The 22,760-nt window shown below is 64.5% G+C and carries 20 protein-coding genes; 9 read left to right on the plus strand and 11 right to left on the minus strand.

Annotated features, from left to right (window positions below; all coding sequences use genetic code 11):
* Positions 1–2 precede the first annotated feature (2 nt).
* The 3 genes from phnY to FJ418_RS16235 all read right to left on the minus strand — a co-directional run bounded on the left by phnY (position 3) and on the right by FJ418_RS16235 (position 4,180).
* Positions 3–1,457 (minus strand): phosphonoacetaldehyde dehydrogenase, encoded by a 1,455-nt coding sequence (gene phnY, locus FJ418_RS16225; protein ID WP_140867206.1) that lies wholly within the window; start codon positions 1,455–1,457, stop codon positions 3–5.
* Between the two features lie 243 nt (positions 1,458–1,700).
* Positions 1,701–2,957: a phosphonoacetate hydrolase gene (gene phnA / locus FJ418_RS16230; RefSeq protein WP_140867209.1), complete on the minus strand. Its 1,257-nt coding sequence runs from the start codon at positions 2,955–2,957 to the stop codon at positions 1,701–1,703.
* Between the two features lie 20 nt (positions 2,958–2,977).
* Positions 2,978–4,180 (minus strand): 2-aminoethylphosphonate--pyruvate transaminase, encoded by a 1,203-nt coding sequence (locus FJ418_RS16235; RefSeq protein WP_140867212.1) that lies wholly within the window; start codon positions 4,178–4,180, stop codon positions 2,978–2,980.
* Between the two features lie 150 nt (positions 4,181–4,330).
* On the opposite strand from FJ418_RS16235, the gene FJ418_RS16240 reads away from it, so the two are divergent.
* Entirely contained in the window at positions 4,331–5,200 is an 870-nt protein-coding gene (locus tag FJ418_RS16240) for a LysR substrate-binding domain-containing protein (RefSeq protein ID WP_140867215.1), read from the plus strand.
* Between the two features lie 9 nt (positions 5,201–5,209).
* On the opposite strand, the gene FJ418_RS16245 is transcribed toward FJ418_RS16240, so the two are convergent.
* The 3 genes from FJ418_RS16245 to fghA all read right to left on the minus strand — a co-directional run bounded on the left by FJ418_RS16245 (position 5,210) and on the right by fghA (position 7,995).
* Entirely contained in the window at positions 5,210–6,502 is a 1,293-nt protein-coding gene (locus FJ418_RS16245; RefSeq protein ID WP_181166960.1) for a sorbosone dehydrogenase family protein, read from the minus strand.
* Between the two features lie 40 nt (positions 6,503–6,542).
* Complete coding sequence (locus tag FJ418_RS16250) at positions 6,543–6,995, minus strand: DUF2231 domain-containing protein (RefSeq protein ID WP_140867221.1); 453 nt, start codon at positions 6,993–6,995, stop codon at positions 6,543–6,545.
* A gap of 166 nt (positions 6,996–7,161) precedes the next feature.
* Positions 7,162–7,995, minus strand: coding sequence for an S-formylglutathione hydrolase (gene fghA, locus FJ418_RS16255; RefSeq protein ID WP_140867224.1), 834 nt, complete (start codon positions 7,993–7,995; stop codon positions 7,162–7,164).
* A gap of 322 nt (positions 7,996–8,317) precedes the next feature.
* Here fghA and FJ418_RS16260 point away from each other — a divergent pair, with 322 nt between their 5' ends.
* The 8 genes from FJ418_RS16260 to FJ418_RS16295 all read left to right on the plus strand — a co-directional run bounded on the left by FJ418_RS16260 (position 8,318) and on the right by FJ418_RS16295 (position 17,150).
* Entirely contained in the window at positions 8,318–9,814 is a 1,497-nt protein-coding gene (locus tag FJ418_RS16260; protein ID WP_140867227.1) for an aldehyde dehydrogenase family protein, read from the plus strand.
* Between the two features lie 220 nt (positions 9,815–10,034).
* Positions 10,035–11,537 carry a sugar ABC transporter ATP-binding protein gene (locus FJ418_RS16265; protein ID WP_140867230.1) on the plus strand — a complete coding sequence of 501 codons (1,503 nt, stop codon included), beginning with the start codon at positions 10,035–10,037 and terminating at the stop codon, positions 11,535–11,537.
* 35 nt (positions 11,538–11,572) lie between these two features.
* The gene (locus FJ418_RS16270) at positions 11,573–12,538 is read left to right on the plus strand and encodes an ABC transporter permease (RefSeq protein ID WP_226892199.1); all 966 of its coding nucleotides are present in this window, start codon (positions 11,573–11,575) and stop codon (positions 12,536–12,538) included.
* Positions 12,539–12,542: 4 nt separating this feature from the next.
* Positions 12,543–13,526 (plus strand): ABC transporter permease, encoded by a 984-nt coding sequence (locus FJ418_RS16275; RefSeq protein WP_140867233.1) that lies wholly within the window; start codon positions 12,543–12,545, stop codon positions 13,524–13,526.
* 89 nt (positions 13,527–13,615) lie between these two features.
* Positions 13,616–14,593 carry a sugar ABC transporter substrate-binding protein gene (locus FJ418_RS16280; protein ID WP_140706662.1) on the plus strand — a complete coding sequence of 326 codons (978 nt, stop codon included), beginning with the start codon at positions 13,616–13,618 and terminating at the stop codon, positions 14,591–14,593.
* 73 nt (positions 14,594–14,666) lie between these two features.
* Positions 14,667–15,464: an SDR family oxidoreductase gene (locus tag FJ418_RS16285; RefSeq protein WP_181166957.1), complete on the plus strand. Its 798-nt coding sequence runs from the start codon at positions 14,667–14,669 to the stop codon at positions 15,462–15,464.
* 10 nt (positions 15,465–15,474) lie between these two features.
* Positions 15,475–16,332: a sugar phosphate isomerase/epimerase family protein gene (locus FJ418_RS16290; protein WP_210239863.1), complete on the plus strand. Its 858-nt coding sequence runs from the start codon at positions 15,475–15,477 to the stop codon at positions 16,330–16,332.
* A gap of 11 nt (positions 16,333–16,343) precedes the next feature.
* Positions 16,344–17,150: an SDR family oxidoreductase gene (locus tag FJ418_RS16295; RefSeq protein WP_140651256.1), complete on the plus strand. Its 807-nt coding sequence runs from the start codon at positions 16,344–16,346 to the stop codon at positions 17,148–17,150.
* Between the two features lie 173 nt (positions 17,151–17,323).
* Here FJ418_RS16295 and FJ418_RS16300 read toward each other — a convergent pair whose 3' ends face one another.
* From FJ418_RS16300 to ftsZ, 5 genes are all read right to left on the minus strand, one after another.
* On the minus strand, positions 17,324–19,015 hold the full coding sequence (locus FJ418_RS16300; protein ID WP_140855893.1) for an extracellular solute-binding protein: 1,692 nt from the start codon (positions 19,013–19,015) through the stop codon (positions 17,324–17,326).
* Positions 19,016–19,103: 88 nt separating this feature from the next.
* Positions 19,104–20,012 carry an intradiol ring-cleavage dioxygenase gene (locus FJ418_RS16305; RefSeq protein ID WP_140867239.1) on the minus strand — a complete coding sequence of 303 codons (909 nt, stop codon included), beginning with the start codon at positions 20,010–20,012 and terminating at the stop codon, positions 19,104–19,106.
* Positions 20,013–20,043: 31 nt separating this feature from the next.
* Positions 20,044–21,105: a maleylacetate reductase gene (locus FJ418_RS16310; RefSeq protein WP_140867242.1), complete on the minus strand. Its 1,062-nt coding sequence runs from the start codon at positions 21,103–21,105 to the stop codon at positions 20,044–20,046.
* Positions 21,106–21,119: 14 nt separating this feature from the next.
* Complete coding sequence (locus FJ418_RS16315) at positions 21,120–21,407, minus strand: YciI family protein (RefSeq protein ID WP_140651249.1); 288 nt, start codon at positions 21,405–21,407, stop codon at positions 21,120–21,122.
* Positions 21,408–21,626: 219 nt separating this feature from the next.
* On the minus strand, positions 21,627–22,619 hold the full coding sequence (gene ftsZ / locus FJ418_RS16320; protein ID WP_040996104.1) for a cell division protein FtsZ: 993 nt from the start codon (positions 22,617–22,619) through the stop codon (positions 21,627–21,629).
* Positions 22,620–22,760 lie beyond the last annotated feature (141 nt).

The raw sequence follows: 22,760 nt of genomic DNA on the forward strand, positions 1-22,760 counted from the left end.
GCTTACCAAGGCAAGGAGAAGGTCTTGACGTTGGTGTAGCTCTTCATCGCCTCGATGACGCCTTCCTTGTAGCCGTTGCCCGAATCCTTGATGCCGCCGAACGGGCTCATCTCGATGCGGTATCCCGGCACTTCCCAGATGTTGACGGTGCCGACCTTGAGGCCGGTTATGTATTTCTGCATGCGGCGGAAGTCGTTGGTGCAGACGCCCGACGACAGGCCGAAAGCAGTCGAATTCGATAGCGCGATCAGCGCTTCGTCATCGTCCGGCGCGCGCACGATCGGCACGATCGGCCCAAAAGTTTCCTCCATCACCAGCTCGGACTGGTGCGGCACGCGGTCGAGGACGATCGGCGGCAGCAGCGCGCCCTTGCGGCCTGGATTGTAGAGCACTTCGGCGCCTTGCTCGGCCGCCATGTGGACACGGCTTTCGAACAGCGCCGCAGCCTTTTCGTGCACCACCGTGCCGAGCTGCGTTGCCGGGTCGCGCGGATCGCCGAAGCGGATCGCCTTGGCACGATCCAACACCATCGGCACGAAACGGTCGGCCACCTTTTCCTGCACCAGGATGCGCTTCACTGCCGTGCAGCGCTGGCCGGAATTCTTGGTGGCGCCCGCGACAGCCAGATCGGCGGCCTTCGCCAGATCCTCGTCCGAAAGATCGTTGAGGATGATCAGCGGATCGTTGCCGCCGAGCTCCAGCACCTGGCGCTTGTAGCCGGCCTTCGACGCGATCATCTTGCCGACCGGCACGCCGCCGGTGAAGGTGATGAGGTCGATGTTGGGGTTGGCGATCATCTCGTCGCCGATATCGGCGGGCCAGCCCGTGACGACCGAAAGCATTTCGGGCGGCAGCCCGGCCTCGTAGAGGATGTCGGCCAGCATCAGCGCGGTGATCGGCGTCAGCTCGGTCGGCTTGACCACCACGCAATTGTTGGTGGCGATCGCCGGCGCCACCTTGTGCGACACCATGTTGAGCGGATGGTTGAACGGGGTGATCGCCGAGATCGCGTTGAGCGGCTCGCGGATGGTGAAGATCTTGCGCTGCTTGCCATGCGGGGTGAGATCGCAGGAAAATATCTGCCCGTCGTCCTGGATGGCCAACTGACCGCTGAGGGTAAAAACGTCGAACGCGCGACCGACCTCGTAGAGCGAATCCTGCTTGGAGATGCCGAGCTCCAGCGTGATGAGGTCCGACAGCTCGTCCTTGCGGGCATTGAGCAGCTCGGCGGTCCTGAGCAGGATCTTCTGCCGCTCGTAGCGCGTCAGCTTCGGCTGGTAGGCAGCCGCGATCTCGAAGGCGCGCCTGGCATGCTCCGCCGCGCCCGCGGGCACCGTGCCGATGACGGTATCGTTCCAGGGGAAGCGCACCTCCAGCCTCTGCTCGGCGTCGACCTTCTCGCCGGCGATGCGCATCGGTTCGTGGCGGACTTTGATGGCGGGATCGAGTTGGGTCATGGGTTGGTTCCAGTCTTGGATACGTCGCGGGGTCGACCCCCCACTCCGGCCTTTCGGGCCACCTCTCCCCCGATCGACGGGGGAGAGGAAATTAATCGGCGTCGGCGCTTGATCCTTGGCAGTCCAAACCCTCCAGCCCAAAGCGCCGCCTAATCGACTGGGCGCCTTTCCTCTCCCCCGTCGATCGGGGGAGAGGTGCCGAGCGAAGCTCGGCGGAGTGGGGGTCGACCGCCACGCTCAACTTCAACCTAGCGCGGCCGCCATCGTCGCGTGGTAGAAGGCATCGAAGTTGCGCAGAACCGGCTCGTTCGGCAGGTCCGGCAGCACGCGGTTGACGATGAAGGGCACCTCCTGCTCGGTCAGCCCGCCATGCGAGCGCAGCGGCTCGTCGAGCGCGGCCAGATTGTGCCGGTGTTCGGACGTGCCGATCGTCTTGTTCTCGCCCGAGATCAGGATGATGTCGCCCATGCGGTCCTCGGGCAGTTCGAAGCGGGCGCAGCCTTCCTCGCGGCCGAGCACCAGGATGATATCCTCGACCTTGCGCAGCTTTTCCATCACCGCCTCGCGGTCCGCGCCTTTGGGAAGGTAGGCGGTGGCGAAGGAGCCCAGCGCCCCATGATGCACGACATAGGGGTCGGTGATCGGCAGGATGACACGGGCGGCGTCCTTGCCCAGCCATTCGTCGAGAAGGTCTTGCACATAGACCACGTTGGGCGAGCCGTCGGCATGGTGCTTCGGCTTCATGCCGTGGTCGGCGGTGACGACGATCGCCGCGCCCAGCGCATCCAGCTGCGCCAGGTATTTGTCGAACATCTCGTAGAAGGCGTTGGCTTGGGGCACGCCCGGCGCGTATTTGTGCTGCACGTAGTCGGTGGTGGTGAGATACATCACGTCCGGCCGGAACTCCTTCAGGAGTTGCACGCCGGCGGCGAAGACGAATTCCGAAAGCTCCGCGGAATAGACCTCGGGCACTGGCAGGCCGAAATGCTTCGACGCGTTGTCGATGCCGTGCTCGATTTTCGTCGTGGTGTCGGACCTCTCGGCCGAGAAGCACATCGCCCGGCCGTCGTCGAACTTCAGTCCCTTGCCGAGCAGCGCCCTGAGCTTGTCCTTGGCCGTCACCACCGCCACCTTGGCGCCTGCATCGTAGAAGGCCTGGAACACCGTCGGCGCGCGCAGGAACTTCGGGTCGTTCATCATCACCTCCTCGCCCGTCTCCGGGTTGTAGAGGTAGTTGCCGCAGATGCCGTGCACAGCTGGCGGCCGGCCGGTGGCGATCGACAGATTGTTGGGGTTGGTGAAGCTCGGGATCACCGAATGGGCGAAGCGCACCGTGCCCTTCTTCTTGATCTTTTCGAGCGCTGGCATCAGTCCGGCATGAATAGCCTCGTCGAGATAGGCCGGCTCGCAGCCGTCGAGGCAGATGGCGATGGCCGGCACGCGCGGCCAGGCATAGGAACGGCCGTTGGCCGTGACGTTGACGGGAGACATCTGGTTCATCGGAAATCCTCAAAAGACCTTCAGGCGGCGAGCTTGGCGCGCTCGGCGATAGCGGCGGGGGACGGGGCGGCGGTGTCGACGCCCATTTCGTTCAGCGACTGGGAGGCTGCTTCGACCACACGGCGCATGACATGCTCGTCCATCTGGCCGATGCAGCCGATGCGGAAGGAGTCCACGACCGTGAGCTTGCCCGGATAGATGATGAAGCCCTTGTCCTTCATCAGTTCGTAGAACCTGTCGAAGGCGAAGTTCGGATGCGCAGGGCTGAAGAAGGTGACGATGATCGGCGACAGCCAGCGATCCTTGAGCAACGTCTCGAAACCGAGCGCGCGCATGCCGGCCACCATGACGTCGCGGTTCACCGTATAGCGCGCGCCGCGGCCGGCGACGCCGCCTTCCGCCTCGTGCAGGCGCAGCGCCTCGAGGAAGGCCGCGACGACATGCGTCGGCGGCGTGTAGCGCCACTGCCCGGTCTTGTTCATGTTCGCCCATTGCGCATGGACGTCGAGCGACAGCGAATGGCTGCGCCCCTTGGCTGCCTCCAGTTCGCTCTTGCGGGCGATGACGAAGCCGAAACCCGGCACGCCCTCGATGCATTTGTTGGCCGACGACACCATCGCCTCGTATCGGATCTCATTGACGTCGAGCGGGATGGCGCCGAACGCGCTCATTGAATCGACCAGCAGCTTGCGGCCGTTGGCATAGACAGCCTCCGATATCTCGGCGACCGGGTTGAGGATGCCGGAACTGGTTTCGCAATGGATGGCGATGACATGGGTGATGGCGGGGTCGGCCTCGAGAGCCGCCGCGACCTCTTCGCCGCGCGGCGGCAGATAGTCGCCCTTATCGATCAGCGTGTAGGCGCGGCCGATATACTGCATGGTTTGCGCCGCGCGCAGACCGTAGGCGCCGTTGGCCAAAACCAGCACCTTGCCATCCCTGGGAACGAACGAACCGAGCATGGCTTCGACGCAGAACGATCCGCTGCCCTGCATCGGCACACAATCGAACTCGTCACGGCTGTCGCCGGTGAGCGCCAGCAGGCGGCGGCGAAGCTCGGCGGTCATGGCGCGGAAATCGCCGTCCCAGGAGCCCCAGTCGCGCAGCATCGCCTGCTTGACCGCGTAAGCCGTGGTGAGCGGGCCGGGCGTCAGCAGATAAGGTTCGCCGAGTGCCGGCCCATCCAGCGGCTTGGCCGCCGCAAGTTTCATCTCAGCGAGCATGCTGCCCTCCCACTTCGATCCTGTCATCGGAATATGACAGTCATTCTCGGCGGGTAGGACATATTTGTAAAATCGTTATTTTGTATTGATGTATCGATCTGATTGATGATAACAGCCTGACGCTCAGGCGCCAGTACGGGAACCACGCGGATGCGTTATGTCCAGCTCAGAGCATTTCATCAGGTGGCCATTTCCGGCGGCTTCTCGCGTGCGGCGGAGGCGCTTTTCCTGACCCAGCCGGCGATTTCCGACCAGGTGCGCAAGCTGGAGGAAGAATATGACGTGCTCCTGTTCAACCGGAACAAGAAGCAGGTCACGCTGACCACTCAGGGCCAGAGGCTGCTCGAGATCACCCACCGCATGTTCGAGACCGAGCAGCAGGCGCTCGAACTTTTGACCGAATCGCGCGCGTTGCGCTCCGGCACGTTGCGCATCGTTGCCGACGCGGCGCACCATCTGCTGCATATCCTTGGCGCCTTTCGCGCCCGCTACCCCGGCGTCCAGGTGTCCGTGCGCTCCGGTAACACGGAAACCGTGATCAGCAGCCTTTACAGCTATGAAGCCGATATCGGCGTTCTCGGCGAAATGCCGGCGGGACGCGATTTCGAGATGCTCAAACTCAACTCGACGCCGATCACCGCCTTCGTCTCCGCCGAACACCCGTTGTCGGACAGGAAATCGCTGACGCTCGGACAACTCGCGCGGGAACCGCTCGTGATGCGCGAGCGCGGTTCGAAAACGCGCAAGAAGCTGGAAGATCTCGCAGCGGCTTCGAATGTCGAGCTGAAGCCCGCCATCGAAGCGGAAGGCCGTGAGGCCGTGCGCGAGATCGTCGCCTCCGGAGCCGGCGTCGGTTTCGTCTCGGCGGCCGAGTTCGGCCACGACTCGCGGCTGGTGCCGATCACAATCGACGCGCCGGAGACGCTGATGGACGAAGCGCTGATCTGCCTGCGCGAGCGCAGCGGCGGCAAGCTCGTGCGCGCCTTCCTCGACATGGCCCGCTCGATGTCGGGGGATTGAGCCTGGTTCCTACGTGGATCCGGGCGCCGCGGCGGTGACCCGCCACACCGTGTTGCCGACATCGTCGGCAATCAGCAGGGCGCCGGATTTGTCGACGGCAACGCCGACCGGGCGGCCCCTCGCCTCGCCCTTGTCGTTGAGGAAGCCGGTGACGACGTCCTGCGCCATGCCGTTAGGATGCCCGCCGCTGAACGGCACGAAGACGACCTTGTAGCCGTTGAAGCGGGAGCGGTCCCAACTGCCATGCTCGCCGACAAAGGCACCGCCGCGATAGGATTGCGGCAGGTTGCTTGCGGTGTAGAAGGCAAGCCCGAGCGGCGCGACATGCGAGCTCAGCGCGTAGTCCGGTGGGATGGCCTTCGCCACCATGTCCGGCCGCTGCGGCATCACGCGCGGATCGACGTGCTGGCCGTAATAGCTGTATGGCCAGCCATAAAAGGCGCCGTCCTTCACCGACGTCATATAATCCGGCACGAGGTTGGGCCCGAGTTCGTCGCGCTCGTTGACCACCGTCCAAAGCGCCTTGCTTTCAGGTTCGAACGACAGCCCGTTGGGGTTGCGCAACCCGCTGGCGAAAATGCGCCAGCGGCCGGTGGCGCGGTCGACCTCCCAGATCGCGGCGCGGTCCTTCTCGGCCTGGATGCCGTTCTCGGTAATGTTGGAGTTCGAGCCGACGCCGACATAGAGCAGCGCACCGTCGGGACTCGCCACCAGGCTCTTCGTCCAGTGGTGATCGATCGGCCCGCCCGGCAGTTGCGTTAGCACCTTGCCCGGCGCCGTGATCTTTGTGTCGCCCGGCTGATAGGGATAGCGCACGATCGCGTCCGTATTGGCGACATAAAGGTCGTTGCCGACCAGCGCCACGCCGAAGGGCGAGTTGAGATGGTCGAGGAACACGCCCTGGTAGTCCGGCTTGCCGTCGCCATTGGTGTCGCGCAACAGTGTGATGCGGTTGCTCGGCCCGGTGTCGCCGCCGGAAGTGACCCAGTTCTCGACCCAGCCCATGACGATGTCCTTGGGCCGCTTGACCGATGCTTCGGTCGGCGCCGTCGATTCCACCACCAATATGTCGCCATTTGGCAGCACGTAAAGCGAGCGCGGATGCTGAAGTCCCTTAGCCATCGCCTCGATCTGCAGGCCCTGCGCGACGGTCGGCTTTTCGTCGTTTTTCCACCCGACCACCGAGGCCAGATGCATCGGCGGGAACAGGTACTGGTTTATCTCCGGCAGTTTCGGATTCGGGCCGATCTGCGTGTTCGGGTCGGTGTTGTCGTCGCTGCAGCCGGCAACGCCCGCGGCCATTGCGCAGCAAAGCGCCGCGGTCGTCCATTTGATCGCGCTGTCAGACCGTCTCATCGGCCACTCCTACATGATGGCGATAGACCAGCCCCCAGCCGAGCCAGCCGGTGAAGATCAGGATGATCACCACCAGCGCCGACAGGATCAGCCCGGTTGGCACGACGGACGTCCAGGCATCGCGGGTGTGGATGAGCATGTTGAAGAAGGACAAAACAAGCGCGACGAGATTGCCGGCCATATGCAGCCATGCCGTCGGCTGAGCGCGTATCTTGCGGTCGCCAAGAAAGTCGGTAAGCCCCGCGATGGCGGCCAGAATACCGACGATGACACCCACGGTTACAAGCCAGGCCGAAAAATTGGCCCAGGTCATTTCGGCTGTCTGCCAATAGACGATATCGGTGAGCAACGTCCCGACGAAAAAGGCGATCGGGATGGTGACGAGCATGGGATGGATGGGATGGCCAACTATGCTTGCCGTGGATTGCGGGTTGTCCATGCGGAAGCTCCTTTCCGCGCTGCTGCTTGGATGTAACAGCGCGAAAAGACGAATGTTCCGCCGGAAATTCTCGCGCTCACCAGAAGGTGAATGCCCGATTGTCAGCCATGGCTGACGCGGAATAGACCGTTCCAGGGCGGCCGGGCGCGCATTTTACGGATGACAATCACGCAAGCCGCGCGGCATGCCACTTCAGGTGATCGTCCATGAAAGTCGAGATGAAATTGTAGGAATGGTCGTAGCCGTCCTGCATGCGCAGGGTGAGGTCGATCCCTGCCTTCTTGCACGCCTCGTCGAGCAGCCATGGCCGAAGACCATCCTCAAGAAAGCCGTCGGTCGTGCCCTGGTCGACGAGAAACTCAGGATAGCGCTTGCCGTCCTCGATCAGCAGCGTGGCATCATAGGCGCGCCAGCTCTTCTCGCCCGGCCCGAGATATTTTTCGAAGGCCGGCCGCGACCAGCCGGCCGTCGACGGTTGCACGATCGGCGCGAAAGCCGAGCAGCTCCGGTAGCGTTGCGGATTCTTGAGCGCGATCGTCAGCGCGCCATGTCCGCCCATCGAATGGCCGAAGATGGCCTGGCGTGCCATGTCGACCGGGAAGTTGGCGGCAATCAGCGCCGGCAGTTCCTCGGTGATGTAGGAATACATGCGATAGTTTTTCGCATAAGGTTCCCGCGTCGCATCGAGGTAGAAGCCGGCGCCGCAGCCGAACTGCCAATTGTCCTTCTCGTCGGGAACATCAGGTCCACGCGGGCTGGTGTCGGGACACACGATGACGAGCCCAAGCTCGGATGCCATCCGCCGGTACTCGCCCTTGTCCATGACGTTGGCATGCGTGCAGGTGAGGCCCGACAGGTACCACAGGACCGGGAGCGGCCCGTCCTTGGCCTGGGGCGGCACGAAGACGGCGAAGGTCATGTCGCAGGCGCAGACCTCGGAAGCGTGGGAATAGACGCCCTGGATGCCGCCATGCGATTTGGAGGTGGAAACGACCTTCATCGGTTCTGCCTTTCGTCTGGAAATATCGACCGGCATAACCGCCGGCCCGGCCTGGCGCAACCTTGCACCTTGCAAAACTGTCGGGCGATGGAAGAGGCCGGCGCCGGTTAGCCTGCCGGACCGACACAGGCCTGTGCCACCGGCAGCCGCCCAATACCGACTGGGGCCAGATCGGCTTCGCCGCAAAGCTCTCCATTGTCGATGCATTGCCGACGGAGAATGCGCGCGTTGTCCGATTATCTGAACGCCCTTTTAGCTTTCCTTGTTTGAGGTCGCCGGCAGCCGGAGTAATAGTCGCGTCGGAATTCGTGAGGAGGAGACGATGACCCTGAACTTCGACCCGAGGGCGAAGGCCACCACGCTCTACCATGGCGAATTCCGGCCGATGTTCATTGGCGGCAAATGGGTCGCGGCGCAATCCGGTGAGGAGATGCAGGCGCTGAACCCGGCGACGGGCGAAGTGCTGGCAACCGTGCCGCGCGGGTCGGCCGCCGACATCGACGCGGCGGTGGCCGCGGCGCGCGCGGCCTTCGAAGGCCCCTGGTCGAAATTCTCGCCTTACGAGCGGCAATGCGTGCTTTTGCGGATCGCCGACCTGTTCGAGAAGCACTGGGAAGAGCTCAGCGTCTCCGACACACTCGACATGGGGTTGCCGATCACCCGCACGCTGGCCAACCGGCGCCGGGTCATCGGCATGCTGCGCTTCTATGGCGGCATGGCGACCGCCCTGCATGGCGAAGCGATCGACAATTCGATCCCCGGCGAGATCGTCACCTTCACCCGGCGCGAACCGGTCGGCGTCGTCGGCGCGATCATCCCCTGGAATGCCCCGACCGCCGCCTCGATCTGGAAGATCGCGCCGGCCCTGGCCACCGGCTGCACCATCGTGCTGAAGCCGTCGGAGGATGCATCGCTGACGCCGCTTCTGATCGCGAAGCTGATGCAGGAAGCCGGCGTGCCCGACGGTGTCGTCAACATCGTCACCGGAACCGGCGCCGAGGCCGGCGCGCGGCTTGCCGAACATCCCGACGTCAACAAGATCGTCTTCACCGGCTCGACGCTGACCGGCCAGGCCATCGCCCGCGCCGGCGTCGCCAACCTCAAGCGGGTCTCGCTGGAGCTTGGCGGCAAGTCGCCGATCATCGTCTGCCGCGACGCCGATATCGACAAGGCCGTGCCGGTCGCGGCGATGGCGGTGTTCGTGCATTCCGGCCAGATCTGCATTGCCGGCTCGCGCCTGTTCGTGGCGCGCGAGATCCATGACGAATTCGTGCGCCGGGTCGCCGAGTTCGCCGGCAGGCTGCGCATCGGCCACGGCATCGAGGCGGAAACCGAGATCGGGCCGCTGATCAATGCGAGGCAGGCCGGCAAGGTGGAAGGCTACATCAAGGCCGGCAACGACGAAGGCGCCAGGCTGGTCGCCGGCGGCTCAAGGCTGACGGGCGAGCTCTATGACGGCGGCAACTTCATCGCGCCGACCGTCTTCGGCGCGGTGTCGGACAAGATGACCATCGCGCGGGAAGAGATCTTCGGGCCGGTCATCTCGGCCATGCCCTTCGACACGCTGGATGAGGTCGTCGCGCGCGCCAATGCGACGCCTTACGGTCTCGCGGCCGGCATATTCACCACCAATCTCGGCACCGCGCACAAGCTCGCGCGCCGCGTCAAGGCCGGCTCGGTCTGGGTCAACATGTATCACGCCATCGACCCGGCCGTGCCGTTCGGCGGCATGAAGATGTCCGGCTACGGGCGCGAGGGCGGCGTCGAGCATCTGCACGAGTATCTGGAGACCAAGGCGGTCTGGATCCAGACCGACTAAAGAAGACGCTCCGTAGACCTGCTCGCCAGCTCGCGCAGATCGGCGCGGATCAGATTCATCGGTGCTCCGAGAAGGAGTGCTGCACATAGCCCGCGCGGTAACGATGCGCCGGCAGGACAGAAAGTCCAATGTGGACCATTTACCCGCGACCCCCGGCGAACTTGTCGTTTAAGCCTTTTGGCACCGCTCGGAGGCGCGGTGTTGGGAGGTTTCACGAGCTATGCAAGCCGTTCTCACGGTCACGAACTTGCGCAAGTCGTTCGGCGGGGTCCATGCGCTGAAGGGCATCGACTTCGATCTTCACGCCGGCGAGATCCATGCTCTTTGCGGCGAGAACGGCGCCGGCAAGAGCACGTTGGTGCGTATCATCGCCGGCCTCATGCCTGCGGACGAAGGCGAGGTCCGCGTCGGCGGGCATTTGCTGCGGCCCGGTGAGCTCACCAATCCGAAACTTGTTTCCGTCGTCTATCAGGAACTGTCGATCATTCCGCATCTGTCCGTGCTGGACAATGTGCTTCTGGGCGACCCCGATATCTCCCAGCTTTATATCCGCGCCCGCTACAGGGCGCGTGCACGCGAGACCCTGGATCAGCTCGGGCTGTCGGATGTGCCGCTCAACCTCGAGGCCGGAAACCTGTCGATTGCCGAGCAGCAGCTCCTCGAAATCTGCCGCGCCGTGATGCGCGGAGCGCGCGTGCTCATCCTCGACGAACCGACCGCGAGCCTTTCCGACGCCGAGATCCAGCGGGTCTTCGCCACGGTGCGCTGGCTGCGCGCCAAGGGAACGGCCGTCGTCTATATCAGCCATCGCCTGCCGGAGATCTTCGCCCTCACCGATCGCACGACCGTGTTCCGGAACGGACAGCGCATCCTGACGAAACCGACCGCGCAATGGACCAATGACGAGCTCGTCGCCGAGATGATCGGTCGCGAGGTAACCTCGGGGCATGCAACGCGCGACCGGGCCGGGCCCGAGGCGGCGACGGTGATCGAGCTTGCGGGACTTGGCGTCGCGGGAAAATACCGCCCCGTCGATCTTGCCTTCCGCGCCGGCGAGATCGTCGGCGTCATCGGTCAGCTGGGCTCCGGCGCCAATGCGCTGGTCGAAACGCTGGCAGGCCTGGAGCGGCGTTATGCCGGCACGATCAGGGTCGACGGCTCTTCGGTCGAGGTCACTTCGATTGCGGCGGCGAGCCGTGCCGGTATCGCATATGTCTCGGAGGACCGCGCCGGCAAGAGCCTCTTCCTCGGAGCCCCCATCGAGGTCAACCTCACAGCGGCGATCCTTGACCGCCTCAACCGCTTCGGCGTCCTGACGCTTGCCGATGCGCGCAGGCAGGCGAGCGAGCTTGCCCGCCGGTTCCAGATCGACGTCCGCCGGCTGCCGGCTGCGGCGTCGACGCTTTCGGGCGGCAACCAGCAGAAAGTGGCTATCGCCAAGTCGGTCGCGCTCTCGCCCAGGATCCTGGTGCTCAACGAGCCGACACGCGGTGTCGATGTCGGCGCCCGCACCGAGATCTACCGCGAAATCCAGGCGCTCGCCCGCGAGGGGTTGGTCGTCCTGTTCTTTTCGACGGACCTGGAAGAGATCCGGGAGCTGTCGCAGCGCGTGATCACAGTCTTCCGCGGCGAGATCGTTCGTGACCTGCCGGTCGAGGAGACGACCATGGATTCCATCCTGGGCGATGTCGTTCGCGGTCCGGACATCGGGAGGGCGGCATGAGCATCAACGGCAATATAAGCAGCGGAGGCAGGGCCTTGGTCGGATTCGACGCGGCGGCGCTCGGCGCCAGCCTGATGCGGCCGGAGCGCATCCAGTCCACCGCGGTGTGGGCAGCCACGGTGCTGTTCGCCCTGTGGGCAACATTCACCATTCCCGGCTTTTCCTCGGGCGCCAATGTGTCGGCGATCATGTACTCCACGTCCGCGGTCGGCATCGCCGCGGTCGGCATGGCGCTTATCACGCTTTCCGGCAATCTCTTCATGTTGTCGATGGGCGCGACGGCCGCCGTCTCCACCATTCTTTTTGCATCCTTCCTGCATTTCGGCCTGTTCGCGAGCGTGATCCTGGTGGTCCTGATCGGCGGGCTGTTCGGGTTGGCCCAGGGTATCGCCGTCGGCCTGTTCCGCACCAATCCGATCATCACCACGATAGCGATGGCTTCGATCATCACCGGCGCCGGCTCGTTCTATTCCGGCGGCCTGACGGTCGTGGGCCAGGGAGACGCGAGCTGGCTCGGGGTCGGACGGACCCTCGGCCTGCCCAATCAGATCCTGCTCTTCCTGTTGGCGGCGATCGTGCTGAGCTTCATCGTCGAGCGGACCCGCTTCGGCCGGGAGCTTCGCCTGATCGGGCTGAACCCGAAGGCGGCCAGCTTCACAGGCCTGCGCGTCGGCCGCACGCTTGTGCTTGCCTATATGTTCGCCGCCATGGCTGCGGCCTTTGCCGGCGCGCTCTATGGCTCGCAGGCGGCGCAGGGCAACCTCAAGCTCGGCGCGGGGCTGGACTTCGACGCGATCGCCGCCGTGCTGGTCGGTGGCGTGGCGATCAAGGGCGGCCAGGGCCGGATCCTCGACGCGGCGATCGGCGCCGTGTTCCTGGCAATGATCTCCAACATCCTTTTGCTCAAGGGCCTGTCGCTGGAGATCCAGCTCATCGTCAAGGGCCTGGTGGTGATCGGCTCGGTGATCCTCGGCGCGCTGGCGCTCGGCTTCAGGAGGTAAGACCATGGCCGCGATCCGCAAGTCGAAGATGATCTCCGGCGCGACGCTGCTGCGCCTTGTCCTTCTCGCCGCTCTCGTCGCCGCCTTCGCGATCTGGAATCCGGCTTTTATCAGCGGCCGCAATCTCTATGCCCTCATGCAGTCCTTCGCGCTGCTCGGCATGGTCGCGCTCGGCCTGTCGTTGACGATGATTGCCGGCGAGTTCGATCTGAGCGTCGGCTCGATGGTCGCCGTGGGCGGCCTGATCACGCTCGTCATCGGCGCCGGCAATCTCGTCCATGGCATGTTCGCCGCGCTGGCGTTCGCCGTGCTTGTCGGCTTGGTCAATGCCTTCGTGATCAGCCGCTTCAAGGTGTCGTCGCTCGTCGTCTCGGTCGGCTCGATGATGGCGCTCTCCGGCTTCGCCTTCTGGCTCGCCGGCGGCAAGGTCATCAGTACCGACAATTTCGACCTCGGCATGGCCCTGGACGATCCGCTGCTGACCGTCCTTTCCTGGCGCAGCGTCGTGACGCTTGCCGCTTTCCTGCTCGTCGGCCTGTTCATGCACTACACGCTGATGGGACGCGACATCCGCGTCGTCGGCAGCAAGCCCCAGGTCGCGGCGGCGAGCGGCGCCAGGGTCGGCCGCTCGCTGGTGATCGTCTTCGTGCTTTCCGCCGCCACGGCCGCGCTCGCGGGAAGCCTGCTGTCGATGAGCCTCGCCAGCGCCGCGGCGACCACCGGCAGCACGCTGATGCTGCAGGCCGTCTCGGCCGCGATCGTCGGCGGCGTCGCCCTCAGCGGCGGCTCCGGCACACCCGCGCATGTCCTGCTCGGATCGCTGATCCTGACGGTGATGAACAATGGACTGAGTCTGATCGGCATGGGGGCGACGGGGATTCTCTTCGCCAACGGCCTCGTGCTGATGGGGATCGTGCTGCTCGACGGTCAGTTGGGCGCATGGATGAGCGAACGGCTCGCAATGTCGCGGGCTGTGCATTCCGCCTAGCGGAAACAACCGACGTATCCTTGCAACGCCGCCGAGCCGATCGGCGGTGCGGGGGAACGTGCAACCTTGAAACGGGAGGAGTAACCAAAATGAACTTCGCAAAACTCACCAAACTTTTGCTGGCGACCACGGTCGTCGGAGGGCTGATGGCGCCGGGAATGGCCTTCGCCGCGGCCAAGGGCGCGAAGGTGATCCTGCTGACGGTCACCGAGGAATGCGAATATTGCGCGCTCCACCAGCGCGCCTTCAAGGAGGTCGCGGCCGCCGCGGGCATCGATCTCGAGGTCAAGATCAACAACTACGACGCCGCCGAGCAGGCCTCGCAGGTCGACCAGGCAATCGCCCAGAAGCCGGACGCGATCGTGCTTTGGCCCGCGGATGCGAGCGCCATCGTGCCGTCGCTACGCAAGATCAAGCAGGCCGGCATCCCGCTGGTGATCACCAACTCGCGGCCGGACGAGAAATATTCGCAATTCTGGGACGTCTTCACCGGCCCGTCGGACATCGGCAACGGCGAGTCCGCCGGCGAAGCCATGATCAAGGGTTTCTCCGACAAGAAGCTCGGCAGCGACGGCAAGGTCTTCATCGTCGAGGGCGTTCCCGGAACACCGCCTCAGATCCAGCGCTCGCAGGGCTTCGAGGATGTCCTGGGCAAGAAGGCAAGCGGCATTCAGGTGGCCGGCAAGCAGAACGGCAACTGGGACCAGACCAAGGCGACGGATGCCGCCGCCGCCCTCTTCACCCAACTCGGCTCAAGCGTGAAGGGCGTCTATGCGCAGGCCGACAACATGATGTCAGGCGTGATCGTCGCCGCCAAGCGCGCCGGCATCGATCCGGCAAGCCTGGTCCTGGTCGGCTCCAACTGCTCGATCGAGGGCGTCAACCAGATCAAGGACGGTACGCAATACGCCACCGTCCTGCAGTCGCCGATCGACGACGGCAAATATGCCGCGCAGGCTGTCGCCGATCTCCTCGACGGCAAGAAGGTGGAGAAGCAGATCTTCCTGCCGCACGAGATCATCACCAAGGCCAACGTCGCCGACTGCAACGCCGCGCTCGGCCGCTGATTATCCGCATCCGAGGCACGGCGGCCCGCCGCCGTGCCTCACCCTTCCCGACGTCAGAAAAGAGGAATACCCCATGGCCACGGAGCCAGTCTTTAGCAACGCCTTGCCGGACCTTGTCGTGGTCTCCGGAACGGCTTCTGGTCTTGGTACTAACATTGCCCGGCTGCTGACCGAAAGCGGCGTGCGCACGATCGGCGTCGATCTCGCGCCGGCGCCCGAGAGCCTTGCAAGCGAACGCTATTCGCATGTCCGGGGCGACGTTACCGACGAGGCGACCTGGGCCGGCATCACGGACATGATCGCCAGGGAAAATCCTGGAACGCTTGGCCTCGTGACGTCGGCGGCCATGCTGACTGTCGGCACCATCCTCGAATTCGACAAAGCGGCGATGGAAAGGACCATGTCGGTCAATTTCATCGGCACGGCGCTCGCCTTTCGCGCCATGCTGCCGTTGATGACCGCGCGCGGCGGCGGCCCGATCGTGGCGGTCGCCAGCATCGACGCGACCTTCGCCGAGCAGCAGCTTGCCGTCTACGCCGCCTCGAAGGGCGCGGTCCGCCAGCTTACCCGCACAGTTGCGATGGACCATGCGCGCCAGGGAATACGCGCGAACGTGCTGAGCCCCGGGCCGATGCTCGCCGGCCTCTTCGAGCGGCACATGAAATCCGCCAACGATCCGGACCGCTTCCTCGCCGCGCGCGCCAACCGCCAGCCGGCCGGCCGCATCCTCGATCCGGCCGAGGTCGCCCGCGCCGGCCTCTTCCTGCTTTCCGACGCCTCCACTGCGCTCAATGGCGCCGAGATCATCGCCGACGGCGGCCTGACGACCAGCTTCGATTTCCGCACCGGGTCGGAAGGCGCCTCGGTCTGAGGAGAACATGATGAGCAAACCCATTGAACTCGTCGCCGCCTACTGGACCATCTCCGGCGACGTCTATCCGTTCGCGCCGAACGAGATCAGCCCCTTTCCGTTCGCCCGGCGTGTCGAGGCGGCGGCCAGGGCCGGATACAAGGGCGTCGGCCTGATCCATGCTGATCTGCAGGCGACGCGCGAGAAGATCGGCCTGAAGGAGATGCGCCGCATCCTCGACGCCAATGGCATGCCGCATGTCGAGCTGGAGTTCATCACCCACTGGTTCGCGTCCGGCGCCCTGCGCGCCGCATCGGACAAGGTTCGGCGCGAGCTCTTCGAGGCGGCGGAGGCGCTCGGCGCCCGCGACGTCAAGATCGCGCCGGAATTCGATGCCGACACGATCGACCTTGGGCAGGTCACGGACAGCTTCGCCGCGATCTGCGACGACGCCGCCCGTTACGGAACCAGGATCGCGCTGGAGGTGATGCCGTTCTCCAACGTGCGCACCCTGGAAACCGCGCGCGCCATCGTCGAAGGCGCGGCGAAGGCCAACGGCGGCCTGTTGCTCGACATCTGGCATGTCGGCCGCGGCGGCATCCCTTACGAAGCCGTCGCCGCCGTGCCGAAACAATATGTCGTCTCGGTCGAGCTCGACGACGCGGATGAGAAGGTCGTCGGCACGCTTTGGGAAGACACGATCTACGAACGCCGGCTCTGTGGCGAGGGCGTGCTCAATCCCCCCGCCTTCATCGACGCGATCCGCAAGACCGGCTTCGACGGCTTCTACTCGGTCGAAGTGATTTCAAAGAGGCATCGCGTGCTGCCGCTCGAAGAGGCGGCGCGACGCTCGTTCGAAACAACCATGGCGCAATTCGCCGCAAGATAGGGAGGATCAAAATGGAAACCAATCTCAAGGGCAAGGTGGTGCTGATCACCGGGGCGGCGAAGGGCATCGGCCGCGAAACGGCGATAGCGTTCGGCCGCGAGGCAAGCCGCGTGGCGCTTTTCGACATCGACGAAGCGGCCCTCGCCGAGACGTCGGCCGCGGTCACGGCTGCCGGCGGCACGGCCGCGACGTTCAAGGCCGACCTTTCCTCGGCAGATGATATCGAGAAAAAGGTGACGGCCGCCATCGCCCATTTCGGCGGCACTGTCGACGTCCTCGTCAACAATGTCGGCGCCGGCGCGGTGCGGACCTTCGACCAACTGACCGACGCCGAGTGGGACAAGACCTTCTCGCTCAACTTCATGAGCTATGTCCGCACGACGCGCGTCGTCCTGCCGGTCATGCGCAAGCAGGGACACGGCGCGATCGTCAACAACGGCTCGGACCTTGCGCGCCAACCGGAAGGCGTTCCGATCGACTACTCGGCGTCCAAGGCGGCGGTGCTCGCCCTGACCAAGGGTCTGGCGCGCACCGAAGGCGCCAACAACATCCGCATCAACGCCGTGGCTCCCGGCCCGATCTGGACGCCGTTCTGGACCCAGCCCGGCGGCTTTGCCGAAACCATGGGCAAGTTTCACAATATGGAGCCGCAGAAGGCCGTCGAGCACGAGATGTCGCTGCGCCAGCTGCCGCTCGGCCGCCTCGGCAAGCCGGAGGAAGTGGCCAACGTCATCGTCTTCCTGGCCTCCGATCTCGCCTCCTTTGTCACCTCCTCCGTCTGGGGCGTGGATGGCGGCTCGATACGGGCGATCGCCTAAAGCAATTCCCGGAAAAGTGTGAGCGGTTTTCCGTCCGGAATTGCGTCAAAACAAAGAGATTTCAGGAGAACCGCACTGCGGTTCTCCTTTGGAATTGCGCAAAAACAAGGAGTTGCAGCAGGCGATTCCATCAAACGCTGAACTGCTTCAAGGCGCGTCGCAAGAAAACGGATTCAGCCGACGCGGTCGACGATCCGCTCGATGCGGTCCTGGGCGTCTTTCAGGGCCGCTCGGTCGGATTTGCGGCCGGAAAGCGCGTCGTGAACCTCCTCGCCGATGATGCGCTCCATGCCGGTGTAGAACGGCACCGGCGGGCGCTGCCAGTTGCGCAGCAGATTGCGGTTGGCGAGGCTGCCGACGAAGCGCACGAGCTGCGAGCTGCCGATCGCCTCCGGATCCGCGCTGACCGAGAAACGCGGCGCGACGGGAAAGCCGTTCTTCACATGCTCCTTCATCGCCTCGCGCGATGCCATCCAGGCCAGCGCTTCAGCCGCCAGCGGCAGACGCTTCGGATCGATGTTGGAAGGGATGCACAACAGGAACCCGCCGATCGGCGAGGTGTTGGTGCCGCCCGGTCCTGAAGGCTGCGGAACGTAGGCCACGCGGCGCTTGACGGCGGAGCGGACTTCGGCCTCGAACTGCGCGGCGCGCATCGTCCAGACATAGCCCATCGCGCTCTGGCCGCGCAGGAAGACCGCGCAGGAATCGTCCCAATGCGCCTCGAGCGCGCCGGGCTGGGCGATCTCCAGCATGCGATGCATGTAGTCGAGCGCCAGCAGGCCGGCTTCGCTGTCGATCTGCGGCCGCATATGCTGCGCATCGAGGTTTTCGGTGGAATAGCCCGTCGGCGTGCGGCGGATCGACAGCACGGTCTGGCCGCAGCAGCCGAGGAAGAACATGAAGCTCGATGCCAGCGGCCGGTGCGCCGCGTTCCAGGCGATGCCGTAGCGTTCCGCGGCCGGATTGTGGAATGCGCGCCCGGCGCTGATGACGTCGTCGAAGGTGCGCGGCAGCGCCAGCCCCTCGCTTTCGAAGAGATCCGACCGGCAGGCCAGCACCTCTATCGTGCAATAGATCGGCACACCGTATTCGACGCGCTGCCAGGTCGTCGTCGACCAGATCGACGGATGGAAATCCATCGGGTTGATGCCGGATTCGCGGATCGTCTCGCCGATCGGCAGGACAAGTCCCTTGCTCGCGAATTCTCCGAGCCAAGGCATGTCGATCGCGATCATGTCGTAGGCCGAGATGGTGCGCGCGCCGTTCGCCAGGCCCTCCCGGTAAAGATCGTTCTGGTGCACAAGCTTGAAGCTCTTGGCGCTCGCCAGATTGTTGCGGAAGTCCGACCACGTGTTGCGCATGGCGGCGAAGTAATTGTCGTCGTTCAGCAGGAACTGCAGCTCGACGCCTTTCGTGACCCTGTTGGTCAAAAGGTTGATCGGCGGGATGATCGGACTGCCGCGCTGCGGCGCGCCGAAATAATAGTCGGCCTCATGCTCCTCATTGTTGCGGCCGCCGACGATCTCGGCGATCAGGGCTTTTGTCTCCGCCGCATAATTGATGGCGAGGTTCGAGAGGCGTGCCGTCGGGTGAAGCGTGAAGCGCTTGGCCGTTTCGGAAGCCGCCCGCCTTTCGATCAATCCGCCGTCGATCATGCCCTGGATGCGCCGGATCGCGGTGCCGTGAGGGAGATTGGAGACCAGCGCGAGCTTGCTGATCGTCACCGGATAGCCCTCGAGCTCCGAGCGCATGAGGTAGTGGATGATGCGCCAGGCGGCCTCGTCCTCGACATCCGTGACGCCGAGGAAAGGTCTGCGCAGGCGATCCACGAAATCATAGACGCGCAGGAACTCGTGATCGTTCATCCGAACATTCTCCTTCCAGCGCGGAAGGATAAGCCGATCAGGCGGCTCGACGCCAGCTTTTGTCCAATTTGGACGAAACTGCCCAGCCTCAAGTTCCGGCGGTCTTGGGAGCCAGGACGAAATCCCATTCGACGGACCAGAACGGAGCGTCGAAACCGAGCTCGCGCGCCTTTTCCGGGTTGGTGACTTTGGTGAAATCGGCGATCAGCGAATCCTTCACGCCGAAGACGGCGTCCTCGGCGAGGTAGCGGCAATCGGGCGCGAAGATGTGGGTGATGACGGGATCGTAACCCGGCGCGCTGACGATGTAGTGCACATGCGCCGCGCGGTTCGGATGACGCCCGAGCGCGGCGAGCATCTTTCCGACCGGTCCGTCGTCGGGGATCGGATAGTAGCGCGGCTTGACCGAACGATACCAGTACTCGCCCTTCTCGTCGGCGGTGAAGACCCCGCGCAGATTCCAGTCGGGCTGGACGTCCTTCTGCTGGACGTCGTAGAAGCCGTCGTCATTGGTCTGCCAGACGTCGATCAGCGCGCCGGCGATCGGCTTGCCTTGCGTGTCGAGCACGCGACCGCGCACCACCATCGGCTCGCCCTTGCCGTCGAGGCAGATGTTAGCGCCGTGCTCGTAGCGCGGGGCCTCCGGCACATAGAACGGTCCGAGGATGGTGTTTTCCGTGGCGCCGTTCGGACGCCGGTGATTGATCGCGTCGACAAGCATCGAAACGCCGAGCGTATCGGAAAGAAGGATGAATTCCTGCCGCCAGTCGGAGCACATCTTGCCGACATCGGTGAGGAACTTGATGCCTTGCAGCCACTCCTCATGCGTCGGCTCGATCTCCTTGATGGCGGCGTGCAGGTGCTTCACCAGCACGCCCATCACCTGCCGCAGGCGCGGGTCGACATCCGGCCCCATGCGCGCGTTGACCACGTCGACCGAGGTCTCTTCCTCGAAATAGGGATATTTCGGTCGAGCGGCGTCTGCGGTGCCTGTCATGGCGATAACTCCTCGAGGGACGTTCGGTTTCTTAGGCCCGCGGCGGCTCGCCGGCATAGGCGCGCGCGATAAGAGCCCGGATCGGTTCCCGCTCCAGCGCCCGCGGGTTCCAGTAGGGATTGGCCAGCGCGCGGTCCGTCGCGGTGTCGATCCCGTCGGACGGCATGCCTATCTCAGACAGGGCGCGCTTTGCGCCGATCCTGCCCGCAAGATCGTAGAGAGCCGTCGCCGGGTCGTTCGTCTTCAGCACGGCCCGCAGGGTTTCCATGACCGCCGGAATGGCGGGGGCGTTATAGGCCAGCGCATGCGGGAGCACGATCGTATGGGTCTCCGCGTGCGGCAGATCGAAACTGCCGCCCAGCGTGTGGCAAAGTTTGTGGTGCAGCGCCATGCCGACCGAGCCGAGGCAGATGCCGCAGAGCCAGGCGCCGTAAAGCGCCTTGGAGCGTGCATCGCGGTCATGCGGCTTCTCGGCGATGACCGGCAAGGCGCTCGCCAATGCGCCGATGGCCTCGGCGGCCATCAGGTTTATAACCGGGTTGCTTTCCCTCGCGTAGAGCGCCTCGACCGCATGGGCGATAGCGTTCATGCCGCTTGTCCCCGACAACGCGGCGGGAAGCGTCATCGTCAGGTCGACGTCGTAGATGACCACTTCCGGCAGCACGCGCGGGCTCGATTGGGTGACCTTCACGCCATCCTTCGTCTCGCCGAGGATGGGTGTCATTTCCGAGCCGGCATAGGTCGTCGGCATTACGATCTGCGGCAGGTCGGTGCGCAACGCGATCGCCTTGGCGAGGCCCGTCGTGGAGCCGCCGCCGACCGCGACCAGCCCGTCGGCCTCGAGTTCCGCCACGACCCGCAGCGCGTCCTCGGTCACGGACACGGGCGTATGCATCGTCGCCCCGGCATAGACCCCGGCCGCGGTGCCGCCAAGCGATCCGGCCAGACGCCGCGCGTCCGCCTCCTGCGGCGGCGTTGCCAACACGAGCACACGCTTCAGCCCCAGACGGTCGATCTCCTCCGGCAGCCTTGCAATGGTGCCAGATCCGAAGACGACGCGCGCCGGCTGGCCATTATAGACGAAGCTTTTCATCGAGCCTCTCCCCGTCAGCCGCGATTGTCGACACGCAGCAGGAAGGGATTGATGCTGACGCTTTGCCAGACATTGGCGGCATTGAACGGGTCGGCGGCGTTGAACGCCTTCACATCTTCGATGCTGTCCGCGGAAAACACGAAGAGCGAGCCGATCATGGTCGCACCGTCCGCAGCGACCAGCGGCCCGGAGATTACGGTCGCGACCGATCCGGCGGCAAGATAGGCCTTGTGGGCATCGTAATTGGCAAGCCGGCGCGCAAGCGCATCGGCATGGTCGAGACAGTGGACGGCAAAGAGCAAGATAGTCCTCCCCGGGGGGCGCGACGCTTCATCGATCGTCGCTAAGTTCTACTCCTCCCTGCCGGAACTTAAATCGACTCCTGTCGAACGGACCGATGAATTTGTCCAAACTGGACAGATATGGGTCCATGCGGTCGTGATTGTTCGCCGCCGGAAACGGATATCGGCCGATTGCATCGTGCCGTCGGGGGCTAGCGCAGCCGCGAGATCCCTGTGGTCTCAGGCGATCCTCTGCTCGAATTGCGCGATGTCGGCGCTCTTGCGCAGTCCGGTCGCGACGACGGACACGCGGAACTTTCCCGCCAATGCCTGGTCGAAGATGGCGCCGACGATGATGTCGGCATCGGCGTCGACCTCTTCGCGTATCCGCGTCGCGGCTTCGTCGACCTCGAACAGCGTCATGTCCATGCCGCCGCAAATCGACACGAGCAGCCCCCTGGCGCCGGACATGGAAGCTTCATCGAGGAGCGGATTGGCGATCGCCGCCTCGGCCGCGATCTTGGCGCGCCCCTCCCCGGAGGCCTCGCCGGTCCCCATCATCGCCCGGCCCATGTCCCGCATCACCGACTTCACGTCGGCGAAATCGAGATTGATCAGGCCTTCCTTGACGATGAGATCGGTGATGCAGCCGACACCCGCGTAGAGAACGCGGTCCGCCATGGCGAAGGCGTCGGCGAACGTGGTCCTGGCGTCGGCGACCCTGAAGAGGTTCTGGTTCGGGATGACGATCACGGTATCGGCGCTCTCGCGAAGCCGTTCGATGCCTTCCTCGGCCGCCTGCGTCCTGCGCTTGCCTTCGAACACGAAAGGCTTGGTGACGACGGCCACCGTCAGGATGCCGGCATCGCGCGCGGCACGCGCGATCACGGGCGCGGCGCCCGTCCCCGTGCCGCCGCCCATGCCGGCGGTGATGAAGCACATATGCGTTCCCGCAAGGTGATCCATGATCTCGTCGATGGATTCTTCCGCGGCAGCGCTCCCGACCTGGGGCAAGGACCCGGCGCCCAGGCCCTCGGTCACATGCGCGCCCAGTTGGATCAGCCGCGACGACTTCGACATGGTGAGCGCCTGAGCGTCGGTGTTGGCGACGACGAACTCGACGCCCTGCAGCCCTTCGGCGATCATGTTGTTGACGGCGTTGCCGCCGGCGCCCCCGACCCCGACAACGGTGATCTTGGGCCTCATCTCCAGGATTTCCGGCTTGGCGGTCATTTTCTCATCTTTCTACCGAAGGCACCTGCGGCTCCGCCGCACGATCATGCGGAACCGAAGCAAGCACACGAATCAGGCAACCCCACCAACCGCAGGGAATCAGAGCAGGCGCCTCCCTGCAAGGTCCGCTGACATTCTGCA

It is taken from the genome of Mesorhizobium sp. B2-8-3 (assembly GCF_006440815.1).
Lineage (GTDB): Bacteria > Pseudomonadota > Alphaproteobacteria > Rhizobiales > Rhizobiaceae > Mesorhizobium.